At 44.4% G+C, this 14,843-nt stretch carries 15 protein-coding genes; 12 read left to right on the top strand and 3 right to left on the bottom strand.

The window, feature by feature from the left end:
• Nucleotides 1–65 precede the first annotated feature (65 nt).
• From AWH61_RS08975 to nspC, 4 genes are all read left to right on the top strand, one after another.
• Nucleotides 66–1,100 carry an AraC family transcriptional regulator gene (locus AWH61_RS08975; protein ID WP_249922624.1) on the top strand — a complete coding sequence of 345 codons (1,035 nt, stop codon included), beginning with the start codon at nucleotides 66–68 and terminating at the stop codon, nucleotides 1,098–1,100.
• 388 nt (nucleotides 1,101–1,488) lie between these two features.
• Nucleotides 1,489–1,899, top strand: a complete 411-nt coding sequence (locus tag AWH61_RS08970) for a hypothetical protein (protein ID WP_039226244.1) — start codon at nucleotides 1,489–1,491, stop codon at nucleotides 1,897–1,899.
• A 300-nt stretch (nucleotides 1,900–2,199) separates the two neighbouring features.
• A complete protein-coding gene (locus AWH61_RS08965) occupies nucleotides 2,200–3,402 on the top strand; it encodes a saccharopine dehydrogenase family protein (RefSeq protein WP_014950514.1) in 1,203 nt (400 codons plus the stop codon).
• A 176-nt stretch (nucleotides 3,403–3,578) separates the two neighbouring features.
• Nucleotides 3,579–4,709 (top strand): carboxynorspermidine decarboxylase, encoded by a 1,131-nt coding sequence (gene nspC, locus AWH61_RS08960; RefSeq protein WP_075177112.1) that lies wholly within the window; start codon nucleotides 3,579–3,581, stop codon nucleotides 4,707–4,709.
• Between the two features lie 228 nt (nucleotides 4,710–4,937).
• Here the strand turns inward: nspC and AWH61_RS08955 are convergent, their stop codons facing one another.
• The 3 genes from AWH61_RS08955 to rsmI all read right to left on the bottom strand — a co-directional run bounded on the left by AWH61_RS08955 (nucleotide 4,938) and on the right by rsmI (nucleotide 7,237).
• Complete coding sequence (locus AWH61_RS08955; RefSeq protein WP_039226238.1) at nucleotides 4,938–5,774, bottom strand: glycosyltransferase; 837 nt, start codon at nucleotides 5,772–5,774, stop codon at nucleotides 4,938–4,940.
• 264 nt (nucleotides 5,775–6,038) lie between these two features.
• Entirely contained in the window at nucleotides 6,039–6,302 is a 264-nt protein-coding gene (locus tag AWH61_RS08950; protein ID WP_014950517.1) for a hypothetical protein, read from the bottom strand.
• 98 nt (nucleotides 6,303–6,400) lie between these two features.
• Nucleotides 6,401–7,237, bottom strand: coding sequence for a 16S rRNA (cytidine(1402)-2'-O)-methyltransferase (gene rsmI, locus AWH61_RS08945; protein WP_014950518.1), 837 nt, complete (start codon nucleotides 7,235–7,237; stop codon nucleotides 6,401–6,403).
• Nucleotides 7,238–7,378: 141 nt separating this feature from the next.
• Here rsmI and AWH61_RS08940 point away from each other — a divergent pair, with 141 nt between their 5' ends.
• The 8 genes from AWH61_RS08940 to AWH61_RS08905 all read left to right on the top strand — a co-directional run bounded on the left by AWH61_RS08940 (nucleotide 7,379) and on the right by AWH61_RS08905 (nucleotide 14,842).
• Nucleotides 7,379–9,379, top strand: coding sequence for a penicillin-binding protein activator (locus AWH61_RS08940; RefSeq protein WP_075176858.1), 2,001 nt, complete (start codon nucleotides 7,379–7,381; stop codon nucleotides 9,377–9,379).
• A 4-nt stretch (nucleotides 9,380–9,383) separates the two neighbouring features.
• The gene (locus AWH61_RS08935) at nucleotides 9,384–9,725 is read left to right on the top strand and encodes a YraN family protein (RefSeq protein ID WP_069944823.1); all 342 of its coding nucleotides are present in this window, start codon (nucleotides 9,384–9,386) and stop codon (nucleotides 9,723–9,725) included.
• 181 nt (nucleotides 9,726–9,906) lie between these two features.
• Nucleotides 9,907–10,995, top strand: coding sequence for a glycosyltransferase family 4 protein (locus AWH61_RS08930; RefSeq protein WP_075176857.1), 1,089 nt, complete (start codon nucleotides 9,907–9,909; stop codon nucleotides 10,993–10,995).
• Between the two features lie 178 nt (nucleotides 10,996–11,173).
• Nucleotides 11,174–11,770 carry a phosphoheptose isomerase gene (locus tag AWH61_RS08925; protein ID WP_014950522.1) on the top strand — a complete coding sequence of 199 codons (597 nt, stop codon included), beginning with the start codon at nucleotides 11,174–11,176 and terminating at the stop codon, nucleotides 11,768–11,770.
• 14 nt (nucleotides 11,771–11,784) lie between these two features.
• Nucleotides 11,785–12,360, top strand: a complete 576-nt coding sequence (locus AWH61_RS08920; protein WP_014950523.1) for a BON domain-containing protein — start codon at nucleotides 11,785–11,787, stop codon at nucleotides 12,358–12,360.
• A gap of 19 nt (nucleotides 12,361–12,379) precedes the next feature.
• Nucleotides 12,380–13,762, top strand: a complete 1,383-nt coding sequence (locus AWH61_RS08915) for an MFS transporter (RefSeq protein ID WP_349642592.1) — start codon at nucleotides 12,380–12,382, stop codon at nucleotides 13,760–13,762.
• Nucleotides 13,763–13,887: 125 nt separating this feature from the next.
• Entirely contained in the window at nucleotides 13,888–14,484 is a 597-nt protein-coding gene (locus AWH61_RS08910) for a DUF7010 family protein (RefSeq protein WP_075176855.1), read from the top strand.
• Nucleotides 14,485–14,512: 28 nt separating this feature from the next.
• Entirely contained in the window at nucleotides 14,513–14,842 is a 330-nt protein-coding gene (locus tag AWH61_RS08905) for a DMT family transporter (RefSeq protein WP_014950526.1), read from the top strand.
• Nucleotide 14,843: the final 1 nt, after the last annotated feature.

The following is a 14,843-nucleotide window of genomic DNA, read 5'->3' as shown; positions in this document are numbered from 1 at the left end:
AAATTGACATTTCTATTTTATCTTGCGTTAATGCGACAGTGTTTTTGTTATTTTGCGACAAGCATATGCCATCAGTTTCCTCAGCCTATATCCAAAGTACGGTGAGCTATTTAGTTAGCTTAGGCGTTAATGCCGACAATGTTTCGTTAACTACCCAAAAGCATGACTCACTGTCTGGCTCTTCACGTGTTGATATGAATGTATACGTTGAGCTGTTAAACCAAGGGGTCGCATTAACCAACAATTCGCTATTTGGTTTTGAGTTGGGTAAACATATTCAGGCGAAAGATTACGGAGTACTGGGTTACCTTGTTGAAAGTTGCGAAAACTTGGCTCAAGCCATTAATGCGCTAACCCGCTTTGACGCTTTAGTCGCTGACATTGGCACCACTAGCGTGTTTTTCGAACCTAACAATACCCGCGTTGAGTGGGTACCCAAAAGCGCCGATTGCAAGCAGATGGTATTGCGCAACACCACAGCCTGGGTAGCAACCGTCTACAAGATATTAGGTTCTGCCTGTAAACTGAATGCCGTCACCTTTACGTTTCCTTTGAGCGATTCGGAAAAAGCCATGCTAGCGATGTGGTTCAATTGTGAGGTGGTTGATAACGCCAACACCAACGCCATTATTTTTCCTCAGCACCTTTTACATATTCCATTTACCAGCGAGAACAAAGCGATGTTTAGTGCGCTCGTAAAAGTATCCGAAGAAGAACTAATGGCGAGCAAAGGCGGCGACCGTGTTCAATTTGCCAATAGCAAGTTCACCGCCAATCAGCATGAAGACATAAGTCATAGAGTCGTTGCGCTTTTAAAAGCCAATCCAACCTTAAAAGGCTGCGATCAGCAACGCGTAGCCAATGCACTTTTTATCAGTCCGCGCACCTTACAGCGGAAATTGAAGCAAAGTGGCACTAGTTTTCAACAAATTCTCAATAGCGAACGCAAAGCCCGCCTAGATGATCTGCTGAAACATCACTCTATCGCTGATACCGCAGATTTATTGGGGTTTCAGGAACAATCATCATTTACCCACGCCTTTAAAAAGTGGTACTCAACAACACCACTGAAATACCAAAAACAACTTTTAGCGCCTTAAAGCTAATGTCCACTTCCTCATCGCCGAACTATTAAGTCGCGTTGAAAAACAACCGATAAAAAGCAATCGCCCTAGGGCCTGTTGACCTTTTGTGTACGAATTTTGGTCTAAATGGAAGCCTTCGGGCAGCGCCTTTGTGCCATCTATACTGCGTTGAATGTTCTCGATTTAGAACCACTAAACCGTCAAACATTCGCCTTGTCTAGATGGCACACAGACCGCTGAAAAAATGTACAACAAAGGTCAACAGGCCCTAGGTTAGTCTCTTAATCTTTTAGTATGAAATGGTAATGTTTAGCTATCGCAATGGTGAATATTAAACTAATGTGACGTAGTAAGCGTAGGTATTAGCAAGTGTCCAGCAACGCTAACTCACAGGAGATGCGCTATGATCGACCGTCCAGTTACATTGCCAACGCCATTAAACGTACTCGTGTCGAAGTCACTAAGCTTATGTGAGCTTATGTTACCCGTATGCGATGTGTTTTACCCCTTTGCTGCCATCTATGAAAACGGCCGAGTAGGTTGTATTTTCAACGACGAAACACAAGGTCAAAAGCGAGAGTCACAGCTTATCGAGCAGCTTCAATGGCGAATTATCGATACCACCACCGACACAAACAGCTACAGCGTATTGGTTTATGCTGCGGCGGTTAATACCCAAGACAGTAAAACCCTCGACGCCATTGCCATAGCCACTGCTACACCAAATCATGAAGAGCGTTTGATTCTTTACCCTTATTACAAAGTTGATGATAAGGTAGTCATATCGCCACCAATTGATACGGTTACCCGCTGAAATTCGAGCGACTTTTTATTTTAAACCGAGCAGAATTGCAGACACGTTATTAATTTTGAGAACGTGTCTGCTTTCGTATCAGCTCAAACTTCTATTGAACGACGTATCTCGGCGTAGACCATAAACGGTCAATAATGAGGCCTTTGAAAGGTAGGCCGCTAGTAGGTGTGCAATACCTTTTACATTCGTTGTTACGATTAAAATTTTTTGTACTGTCATGGGCTGTCTTTGCTTGCCAAATCCCATTGGTCTGCTAGCATTCAGCCCAAAATTCATTAGCAAAATTAGGGATTAGTTATTATGTCTCGCGTTTTAATTATTGGTGCTGGCGGTGTTGCGTCGGTAACTGTGAAAAAATGTGCACGTTTACCGCAACATTTCGACGAAATTTACTTAGCAAGCCGCACGGTATCTAAGTGTGAAGCGCTACAGCAAGAAGTAGGTGCAGATCGCGTTAAGGGTGTTTTCGCTGTTGATGCTGACAACGCAAAAGAAGTGGAAGCACTTATCAACGAAGTAAAGCCAGACCTAGTAATCAACCTTGCGTTGCCATATCAAGACCTTCCAATCATGGATGCATGTCTTGCAACTAATACTGATTACCTAGACACCGCCAATTACGAGCCTAAAGACGAAGCGAAGTTTGAATACTCGTGGCAGTGGGCTTACCAAGACAAGTTTAAAGACGCGGGCATTATGGCCCTTCTTGGCAGTGGCTTTGATCCAGGTGTAACTAACGTTTACACAGCATATGCAGCTAAGCATTACTTCGACGAAATCCACTATCTTGATATCGTAGACTGTAATGGCGGCGATCACGGTCAGGCTTTTGCGACTAACTTCAACCCTGAAATCAACATTCGTGAGATTACCCAACGCGGTCGCTATTGGGAAAACGGCGAGTGGAAAGAAACGGATCCGTTAAGCGTACGTGAAGATCTTGACTATCAAAACATTGGTGTTCGCGCATCTTACCTGATGTTCCACGAAGAGCTAGAGTCTATTGTTAAGCACTTCCCTACCCTTAAGCGTGCACGCTTCTGGATGACCTTTGGCGATGCTTACCTTAACCACCTGCGTGTACTTGAAGGTATTGGTATGACTAGCATTGAGCCAGTTGAATTCCAAGGCCAGAAGATTGTACCACTAGAGTTCTTGAAAGCAGTACTTCCTAACCCAGGCTCACTTGCTGAAGGTTATAGCGGTATGACGTGCATTGGCACTTACATCACAGGTATTAAAGATGGCAAAGAAAAAACTATCTTTATCTATAACAACTGTGACCACGCGAAATGTAACGAAGAAGTAGGCGCGCAAGCAGTATCTTACACCACAGGTGTTCCTGCAATGATTGGCGCAGCGCTTATGCTTAACGGCACATGGAAAGAAGCAGGTGTATGGAACATGGAACAATTCGATCCAGATCCATTCATGGATATGCTTAACGAGCACGGTCTGCCATGGCACGTACTCGAATGTGAAGGTAGCCCTTTCACTAAATAATTGAAATATCGGGGCGCTTAATTCAAGCGCCCTTTTTTATTAACGCCACTATTTAAATCTAGATCAGATTACTGGAATGTAGGACACAGAGTAGTTTTGAGCTACGACCTGTAATGTAATACATTAGGCGTTTGATAAATGTTGAAAGCCGTTTTATTTTTTGGAGCTTTATCCCATTGACCGATTTAACTCAACGTACTGATATTCCCTCTCCTTGCTACGTGCTGGAAGAAGCAAAATTAATTAAAAACCTTGAGCTGATGAAACGGGTTCAAGACGAATCTGGCGCGCGTATTATCTTGGCGCTTAAAGGCTTTTCTATGTGGTCTTGCTTCGACATCATCAAACAGTACTTACACGGCGCAACGGCCAGTTCGGTTTGGGAAGCGAAACTTGCTGCAGAGATGGGTAAAGAAGTTCACGCATATTCTCCTGCGTACAAGGTTAATGACGCAAAGGAATTGGCGGGTCTTGTTAATCACCTGTCTTTTAATAGTTTGACCCAGTGGAACGCGCATGAAGACGTGCTAGCAGGCGTGTCGTTAGGCCTTCGCATAAACCCTGAGCATCAAGAAGCAGATACACCACTGTACGACCCAGCTGCACCAGGTTCGCGCTTAGGCATACGCGCTGGTGAGCTAGAAGGCGTAGACTTATCGGGTATTGAAGGTTTTCACTGCCACAACCTTTGTGAGTGTGATTCTTTTGCTACTGCACGCACCCTTGAAGCCATTGAAAAGCGTTTTGGCAAATGGCTTGGTCAATTAAAGTGGTTAAACCTAGGTGGCGGGCACCTGATGACCCGTGAAGGGTATGATGTTGAGCACCTCATCAACACACTAAAAGACTTTAAAGCCCGTTACCCACACCTAGACGTAATTCTTGAGCCAGGGTCTGCGGTAGCATGGCAGACAGGGCCATTAATTTGCGAAGTGGTTGATATGGTAGAAAATGACGGTGATATCGCTATTCTAGACATTTCAGCTACTGCACATATGCCAGATGTGCTGGAAATGCCTTATCGACCTACAATTTTGGGCGCGGGTATGCCTAATGAAAAAGCATATAATGTGAAGCTAGGTGGCAATTCGTGCCTTGCAGGCGATGTCATTGATACCTACTCATTCGATGCGCCGCTTAAGACCGGCGACCGATTACAGTTTGAGGATATGATGCATTACACCATGGTAAAAACCACCTTCTTCAACGGTGTAGAACATCCTGCTATCGGCATTCTGCGTTCTAACGGCGACTTTGAGCTGGTTCGCGAATTCACTTACGAAGACTTTAAAGGTCGTTTGTCTTAATTAGCTTTTTTGTAATTGGCTAATTGTTAATGAGCCTTTTTATGGGCAAGCTGTTTGATTAAACAAACAGCTTGCTAATTTGCACGGCTCACACAGTAAATTCCCTACTATCTGGTTCACCTTAATCAATGAACCCCTCATTTTTCTGAGGTTAATATTAAACCCAAATATGAGTTAATAGTCACCAGAGTAGACTGATGCGAACACTAAGTAGTTTTAGATAACTACTTAAGAAAATAACGCCCTCTTCATCAGCTTAAAATTCACCTTCCAATTTGTCTTAATTTTATGCTTTAGCGCGCTTTTGCTACTGACTTTGGGATCTTCAACGTTTGCAATAACGTCTTCAAGGGCAGCAGGGTGTAAATTAAAATCTTCAACCCTTTCTTTGGGAACATTTCCATAGCCTTTATATTCATTCACCTTGTTTTCAAAATGAATAATCGACATCCACATTCGCTTTCCTCTGACAGGCGTCAGTTCTTTTACACCACTCCAATATCCGTGCCTTTCTTGACACCAGATGGTTTTAAAATCTTCACTTTTTTCAATTAAACTCATAAACGGATTATGCACATGTGAGTGCAGGCCTAGCCTTACACGAGGCGCTACCTGCAGCGTATATCCGTCAACAAAGTCAATTGCCATAAAAGATTGCTCTGAAAATTGATTCTGTACTTCTTTAACGAAGTCTTGGTGAAGGCTATCATCGTTATCAAGCCTCGTCGTAATAAGAAAGGGGGCTGTTAATCTAGACGCTATTTCTTTTTTTATAGACGGATAAAAGTTTTCCATTCCGTCTGCGTAAATAGGGATAAAATTGGAGAATTTTGAAGCTAGCTCGTTTATTTTTTCGCGATAAATTTCTGGTGTATTCGTATCGAAAAATACTAGCCATTCAAAGTTTTTTACCGTTTGAGATTTTATAGACGAATAACAGTACTGCTCAAACAGCTTCAATCTGTTTTCCATCCAGCTATCAGTTAAAACTTTGGATTGAGATTTGGTCTCATCCCAACCTTTTTTTCGAAGATTAAAGCGCGTTAATATGAAATGCTGAAACATGATAATGCCGTTGAATATAAGAAAATGAATTTACAAAGAAAAAGAATGCAAAAGGAATATTGAAATAATACCAATAAAAACTATTCTTTTACGAAATTTTTTCTTTGTTAACTAAGACCCACAAAACGTTAATTCGCTCACATTATTTCCTGAAAAAGGAAAAACTGAATTGATTTCAGGTCAGAGCGAGGCCTTAGCATTCAAGTAAACAACATAGGAATTCATCGCGCATTGTTTTTTATGGCGACGCGATGGGGTTAGTGACTATACAACTCCACTTCCCGACGCCGCCTCAGATTTGTCTATCTCACCTTCAGCCAGTACTTCGTCATCTAACTCAATTTTAAATGACGTTCCCGCTTTTCCATGCAGGCTATAACGAAAGCCGTACATTTCGCCTTCATTTAGAGAAACTTCCGCAAAGGTATTAGGGTGGATTAAGTCGTAAACACCTGAGTCGTTAGCTTGAGAAAATATATCAACTAACCATTTTCCTTCTGACATGGTGATTTTGAGTGTTTTTGTCATATGAGCCTCCATAAACCTCAGTCCTTTTTGAACTGGGCAGTTGACGTGAATTACACTCCTTTGTATTTATTCCAAGGCCCTTAAGATCAACAACGTGTTTACGCTTTTGCGTCTAGCCCAGCTTGATAAAGCGCATTCTTTTTCAAGTCATAGTGAGTGGCGACCACCGCCGCGGCTTTTTTAAGCGGCATGTGCTCACACAAAACACTTAGCAACGACATTGCCTCACTAGGTATCGCCTGGTCACTTACCTTCGCGGGGCCAATCATGACGACGAATTCGCCTTTCTGGTGCGCAACATCCGCATTGAGATAATCAATTACATCTTGCGCGCTGCCACTCACGTAGGTTTCGAAGGTTTTGGATAGCTCTTTCGCTACAACAATCTGGCGTTCGCCTAAAACGCGCTGTATATCAGTAACGGTGTCTAAAATTCGTCGTGGGGCTTCATAGTAAACTGTGGTGAACGTTCTATCTATTAGCGCTGACAACACGCTTTCACGTGCCTGCACTTTAACCGGTAGGAATCCTTCAAATATAAACTTGTCTGTTGGCAGTCCCGAAGCACTTAATGCTGTAATTGCAGCACATGGGCCCGGCAGAGCGCTAACCGGAATACCTTGCTCACGGCACTTGCGTACCAAAACAAAGCCCGGGTCGCTGATTAACGGCGTTCCAGCATCACTTATTAATGCTACCGACTCGCCGCCCTTTAAACGCTCACAAAGCATTGCTGTGCGCTTATCTTCGTTATGCTCGTGCAGAGAAAGAGTCTTCGTTCCAATGCTAAAGTGCTGTAAGAGTCGAGCGCTGTGACGGGTGTCCTCGGCAGCGATCCAGCTTACTTCACTTAATACGCGTATTGCTCTGGCACTTATGTCGTCTAAATTACCAATAGGTGTTGGAACAATATATAAGGTGGCGGTGTCTGTCATAACAGTGGTTAAGTCTTACGTTATTTTTAAAGAATATGCGATAAGTGTATCACGCCATTAGTCCAGATTATGCTGGCAAGCGTAGATTTTCACACTGGTTAAGATAAACTTGGCCTATAACGATGTAAAAGGAATGAAACTGTGCGTCATATTGGACAAGCTGGAAAAATCTTTACGCTATCAGCCGTCGCTTCTGTATTGGTGCTAACGGGCTGTGGAAGTACACCTAAAACCCAGTCAAAGCCTGTGGTAGTGGAACCTACCCCAATTGAAACCACACAGGTTGAAGATAACGTCACGCCTGAGCACAAACTCCTTGAAGCAAAAAAAGTATGGGAGCGCACCCGCAACAAAGAACAGCGCGATACGCTGTTGCTGCAAGCGGCTGACCTGTACCTTCAAAATCAACAGCCCGTTTTGGCTCAGCAAGTGCTATATGAGGTAAAAGAAGACGGTATTTCAGGTGTAAATCAATCTTATTACTCCCTTCTGGTAACCAAAGCCTATGCGGGAATGCCTGATGCCTCGGCAGAAGAATTGCTGGCTATGTTGGATGGCGTAACCGGTACAGGCGAAACCGCATTCCAAAAAGCGGAGCTTCAAACCCAGCTCTTCACGCAGCAAGGCAACCTGGCTGCGGCAGCGAATAGCGTATTAAAAACCAATCTTACTGACGATGAAAAAGTGCAACAAGTTTGGCAGTGGATTACCTCCATTCCTGCATCGTCACTTGATTCAGTGGGCAGTGCTTATCCCGATCTGTCTCCTTTCATTACTCTTCGCGAACTAACCGTAGAAAACGCGTCGTCACCGGAAAAATTAGCCAAAAGCCTGCAGCAATTTAAGCAGGTTTATCGCGGTCATGTATTAGAAAACGCTTTGCCTGAAAACGTAATTGAAGCAACCCAGCTTACCGATGCTGGCGCCAACGATATTGCGGTTTTACTACCACTTTCTGGCAGGTTAGCTCGCACAGGACAAGTCGTTAAAAATGGCATCATGGCGGCTTATTACACCGATGTTGAAAAGCGCCAAGATGAACACCTTCTACCTCGTCTTCGTTTTATCGACACCAACGAAGTAGATACACAGCATTTACTCAGCGAAATTGGCGATACCAAGTTCATCATTGGCCCTCTTTTAAAAGACACTGTTGAACGTTTAATTCCCAGTTTGCCGCTTGGTGTGAACGTACTTGCATTAAACAGGCCTGACGAATTGCCAGACAATGCGTCTGCTAAAGGGTTGGCAACAGGATCGTCAAATCCGGCGATAGCCGATGATGCTCTTGCCTCTGGTACAGGTCTCGCAGGTGATGACACACAAAATGAACTCCACTCATTAGGCTTGCCTACCTCGCTGAATTATTACGGGCTAGCACCAGAAGATGAAGCAAAGCAGCTTGCTGAATTTATCTTTAATAAAGGATATCGTGCGCCTATCGTTATTGCCGCACAAAGCAGTCTGTACCAGCGAATGGACGACACCTTTAAAAAGCACTGGCGAATACTCAACAATCAGGAAAACAAGCAGCGAGCCAACATAACGTCGGTATCGTTTAACGACAGTAATTCACTTCGAGAGGGAATTACACAGGCGCTAGATGTGGCGCAAAGCAACGAGCGTATCAATCAAATTGAGTACATGACAAATGATGAAGTGTACAACATGCCTCGCAGTAGGCGTGATATTGATGCCATTGTTGCATTTGCTTCACCTCAAGACACAGAACTGCTTAACCCCATTATCGAAGCGAGCTTAAACCCATACGATGGCAAACAAGTCCCCGTGTATGCCACCTCTCGTTCAATGGATTACGACAGCGGGAAAAACCAATGGCGTGACCTGCAGAATGTGCACTTTATCGACATGCCTTGGTTAATGCCTTCACATAGTTGGCAACCTCTTCAGCAGGAGGTTGAACAGGCTTGGCAAAATCAAAATACTATGCAAAAACGTTTATTTGCGTTCGGTTTTGATGCCTATCAGTTGTTGCCTCAGCTAGGCATGCTTAACACGCTGAAATATCTTTCACACGAAGGGTTAACGGGTACACTTTCCCTTAATCAACAAGGTGAAGTAATACGCAAACAGCCTCAGGCAATTATTCGTAACGAAAAAGTTCAAATGCTTTCGGAGTAAAATTATGTCAACACTGCAAGGGAGTGCAGCAGAAGACAAGGCCTGTAAATATCTGATGGAACAAGGCCTTATTCTTCGATGTCGAAATTACCACACTCGGCGTGGCGAGCTCGACATTGTAATGCAAGACGGCAGCACCATAGTGTGCGTTGAAGTTAAATACCGAAGACGAAATCAGTTTGGCAGTGCTTTAGAGTTTGTGACTGCCAAAAAGCTCCAGCGAATTCAGGCTGCGTTTGATTTCTATTTGTTAGATAATGGCTTAAATCCAGCGTCTACTTCTCTGCGAATAGACGTTGTTGCCATAGACGGAGACAACCTTCAGTGGTTGAAGAACGTGGGCTAAAGACTGACAATATCCAGCTTTTAAACTGATGTCCCCCAAAGAGGGCTAGAAGCGTACGCCAACGATGGGCGTGGCCGATATTGATGAAAATGTCTTTATGTCAGACGTATTCCGTTTGTTTTATCTTATGATTTGCAACCCTTCATCGGTTTGATGAAAGTTTCTTAGGTTCCCACAAATAATGAGTCATCCCAACAACAAGGTTTCGTCCAGCAGCGTTGATAACCAAGAAATAGAGCTAATAGTCGGCAACTCCAGCTCTAATTTTTCTGGCGTAACGTCTACGATGCTGCAAGTAACATCGCTACAGAAGCATATGATTAATTTGCGGATAATGGGCAAGCATTTTGTTCCAGACCCATCAATGACTATTACTTTTTGGGAGGTCGCAAAAATGTGTCGACGCCCGCTTAGTAATGGTAAGTGGCGAATTTTTCATGCGCGTCGCGTTGACGAAATGATTCAGGGTGTGATCCTCAAATACGTGTTTCGCGCCAAGATAAAGCTTGTATTTAGCTCTGCCGCTCAGCGAAAGCGTTCGGCTTCTACGGTGTGGTTAAGCAATAAAATGGATGCGGTTATTGCAATGAGTAATCGCTCTGCAAAATATCTAAATAAGCCCCCCGCCAAGATAAATTTACACGGTGTGCAAATAGACAACTACACGCCAGCAGAAAACAAGCAAGAAGCATGGCAAGCATTAGGCTACGGCGGCAAGTACGGCATTGGTATTCTGGGCAGAGTTAGAGAGCAAAAAGGCGTTCATCTATTTGTTGAAGCATGCATCAAAGTATTGCCCAAATACCCTGACGTGAACGCAGTAGTTGTAGGTGCTATATCCTCGAGTAACCAAGAATTTGTAAACGAGCTTAAAGAAAAAATTTCTAAAGCCGGGTTAACTGACCGAATTGTTTTCACCGGTGAGTTGCCGTTTGAGCAAATTCCTAAAATCTTCAGTGCACTGTCATTAGTAAGTGCACTTAGCTATAACGAAGGGTTTGGATTAACTGTACCTGAAGCCATGAGTGCCGGAGCTGCGGTATTAGCTACTCAGGCGGGCGCATGGGAAGACATCATTAGGCCTGGCGTTGATGGGTATATTGTACCTACCAAAGATCAGCAAGCTGTCACAGAAAAGATGGATTTGCTGCTTTCGGATATGGACAAACTTGCAGAAATGGGCAAAGCCGGGCGCGAACACGTTGTGAAAAATTTTAAAGTTGAAGATGAAGCAAGAAACTTGGTTGAGTTTTTTCGCACGCTTCAATAGTAAATGCGAGTTGATTATCGCGAGCGATAAACGTTAGGCCGTTTTTCTCTCGCGCTGAGGCCACAGTTTAAACCTCTGACTTTCAGATATTGGCCATTACAAAAATCAAGGCGCTGTAATGCAGCGCAAAAAATTTCACTAAATGGTCTGCCGTTTGGTGAAAACAAAGAGATGACACATGATTGAACAGATAAAAGCGAATTTTACCGAGAGCATACAAACCAAAATAGCGGCATCGGAAATATTGCCAGAGCATATTGAGAAAGCGGCGTACATGATCGTTGAAGCCTTAATTAGAGGTAATAAAGTACTGAGCTGTGGTAATGGCGGATCTGCAGGTGATGCGCAACATTTTGCTTCCAACATGCTCAATCGCTACGAGCGCGACCGTCCCAGCTTACCGGCAATCGCATTAAGCACAGACACCTCAACCCTTACGTCTATTGCGAATGACTATAACTTCGAAGAAATATTTGCGAAGCAAGTACGAGCGCTCGGCCAACCCGGAGATATACTGTTGGCTATTTCAACCAGCGGTAACTCTCGTAACGTCATAGCAGCGATGGAAGCGGCATTATCTCGCGATATGACCATTGTCGCGCTTACTGGCAAAGACGGCGGTGAAATGGCGGGCTTTTTGAGTGAACATGATGTAGAAATTCGCGTACCGTCAAACCGCACTTCGCGTATTCAAGAAGTTCATTTACTGGTAATTCACAATTTATGTGAATGCATTGACGACAGCTTATTCCCTGCCGATCACGGCGACGAGTAGTAAAGAGGACACAAGTGAAAAATTTGGGACTACTGGGTTCTTTATTAGCCCTAATTCTTACATTGCAAGGGTGTGTAGTGGCCGTTGGAGCTGCAGGCGCTATGGCTGCGAAAGTGGCTAATGACAGACGTACTGTGGGCACGCAGCTTGATGACCAAAATGCCGATGCTGCGGTGTCGTATCAATGGTCGAAAAGCGATGCGCTTAAAGAGCAGGCTAACCTGCAAGTGGATGTTTATAACGGTGTAGCGTTGCTAACCGGGCAAGCGCCAAACCAAGGCTTAGTTGACGAAGCTGTGCGCCGCGCCCAAGAAGTAAGCTATATCAAAAAAATTCACAACCAAATTAGAATTGGCGAGGCGATAGGTGCAGGCACACAAGCCAACGACCTGTGGTTAGCGTCAAAAGTGCGTACTAAAATTGTGGCAGACGAACGAGTGCCTGCTCTACAAGTTAAGGTAGTGGTTCAAGATTCAGAAGTATTCCTGATGGGTCGGTTAACCAATTTAGAAGCCACAGCCGCTGTAGATATTGCTCGTAATATTACGGGTGTCGCGCGCGTAGTTAGAGCCTTTGAAATTGTTCAATAGAGAGTTCGCCACTGCCCTTTTGGTTGCAGGGGCACTCTTTATGGAAATTTTAGACGCCACGGTTATCACCACGGCGTTACCTGTCATTGCTGCCGACTTCAATGTGCCGGCAGCCCACTTATCTATTGGTGTATCGGCATACTTGGTAGCCGTAACACTCTTTATTCCATTAAGTGGTTACGCAGCCGATAAATTTGGCGCACGCACTATATTTGTAGCAGCGATTGCCGTATTCACTTTTGCCTCGGTGCTTTGTGGTCTGAGTACCAGCTTATTCGAATTTACCTTGTCTCGCATTCTTCAAGGTTTAGGCGGGGCAATGATGGTTCCCGTGGGAAGATTAGTGGTTCTGCGGGACTTGCCAAAGGAAAAGCTGGTAAAAACCGTGGCCATTATAACTTGGCCTGCATTAAGTGCACCGCTACTAGGCCCTGTGCTAGGCGGTTACATCGCCACTCATTTCAGTTGGCAGTGGATTTTTTATATGAATATTCCACTGGGCATAATCGCTATCATCGCGTCACTGTATCTCCTTAAAAACATTAAAGGCAATGTAGGTAAATTCGATATTAAAGGCTTCTTACTCACAGGGATCGGCTTTGCACTATTCATGGCGGGGATCGAATTTCTAGCCAGTACCAGCGATAAACTCCTACACTCACTTGGCATCATCGCAGTAGGCTTAGTTCTTATGGTATTTGCGGTTCGGCACGTAAAAACAGCTAAAACCCCGCTGTTTTCATTTGACGCCATGCAGCATAAGACATTTAGGCTCACTGTCTATGGTGGCTCTGTGGTGCGCGTAGCACTTGGCAGTGCACCGTTTCTTGTACCACTCATGCTCCAGCTTGGATTAGGTTACTCACCTGTAGAAGCCGGCTCACTGTTGCTGTGGCTGTTTGCTGGAAACTTAGCAATAAAGCCAGCGACAACGTGGATCATGAATACCTTCGGCTTCAAACGCGTGCTTGTAGTAAACGGCGTGCTCATCGCCCTTGGTTTTGTGGCGCTCGCGATGATAAATCACTCCACATCGTCATTTACTATTGCCGTTATTTTATTTGTTAACGGTATTACTCGCTCAATGCACTTAACGCTAATAAACACCATAGCTTTTGCCGACGTACCACCTAATAAAATGCGAGACGCAAACACGCTAGGCGCCATTTTAATGCAAATGAACCGCGGTCTTGGTATTACCCTTTCTGCGCTCGCTATCGCTGCTGCAGCATTCATTCTTGGACAAAGCGCCAATATGCCAAACCTACAAACGTTTACGCTATCTATGATGTTTATGGCCGCAGTAGCACTTGTCAGCATTTACGATAGCTTAATGCTGTCTAAGGAAGATGGCGATTCAGTGTTAAACAAACGAAAAGCGAAAAAGGCACGGCAGACTTAGTTCATAGGCTTCATTAAGTGAACTGATGACAATTGTCATATGCGATTGGTGACGTTTGTGACTAACGCAATCTGAGGTACCTCGGCATACTTTACCTATAGACATTACAACATCAGGTAAAGCTCATGGAACAAGTATCTCACGCTTCATCAATAACTCCCGTTCAAAATGCTTCCATCCCATTGGAACAGCAGCGGGAAGATTTTAAAAAGAACCGATTCATTGCCATGCCGCTGGCAGGCACTGTTGTTTGGGCTCTGCTTGGTATCAGCGCTCCCTTTGTATCTGAATTAACCATAACCTGGTTGCTGTATATCGGCACAGGTGCCATCTTCTACCTCGGTGCAGGTCTTTCCTACCTCACTGGTGAGCGATTTTTTGCCAAGAAGGCGGCAAAGAACAGTTTTGATCGTCTTTTCTTCGTTGGCATGATTATGAGCCTAATGGTATTTGCCATTGCGCTTCCCGTTGCAGCCATCGACCACACCACCGTTCCATTGAGTATTGGCATTCTCGCAGGCCTGATGTGGATGCCTTTATCATGGGCTATCGAACACTGGATAGGCTACTTTCACACGCTAACCAGAACCTTCGGCATTGTCGCCGCCTGGTACTTGTTTCCCGATGCACGGGTAGAGGCAATATCGGCTGTGATTGTCGCTGTCTACATTGTGTCATTAATCACCCTTGAACGTCGTTTTCAATCAATCAAATCTAACTAATTTCACTTTAATTAAAAAGGAATGCACTATGACTTATTTACTTTTAGCAGTTGCAGTTATCACCGAAGTTACCGCTACCATGCTGCTTAAAATGTCGAACGGATGGGAGAAGTGGGCTTTTGGGTACGGCGCTATCTTTTTCTACGCGATATCTGGAATGCTGTTTGCCATGGTCTTAAAGAATATGGGAATTGGGGTCGCCTACGCCATTTGGTCGGGCATGGGAATCGCACTTATCACCGCTGCTTCGGTGGTATTTTGGAAACAAACTTTCGATATTTATGCCGTGCTGGGTATTATGTTGATTATCTCTGGTACGCTGCTAATTACTAGCAAGTCTGCCGTTGTATTTCAGTAGG

Origin of the sequence: Alteromonas sp. W12 (assembly GCF_001924945.1) — a bacterium.
GTDB classification, from domain to species: Bacteria; Pseudomonadota; Gammaproteobacteria; order Enterobacterales; family Alteromonadaceae; genus Alteromonas; species Alteromonas macleodii.
Note: the sequence above shows the minus strand (reverse complement) of the source record. Positions and strands in the feature narration are given on the sequence as shown.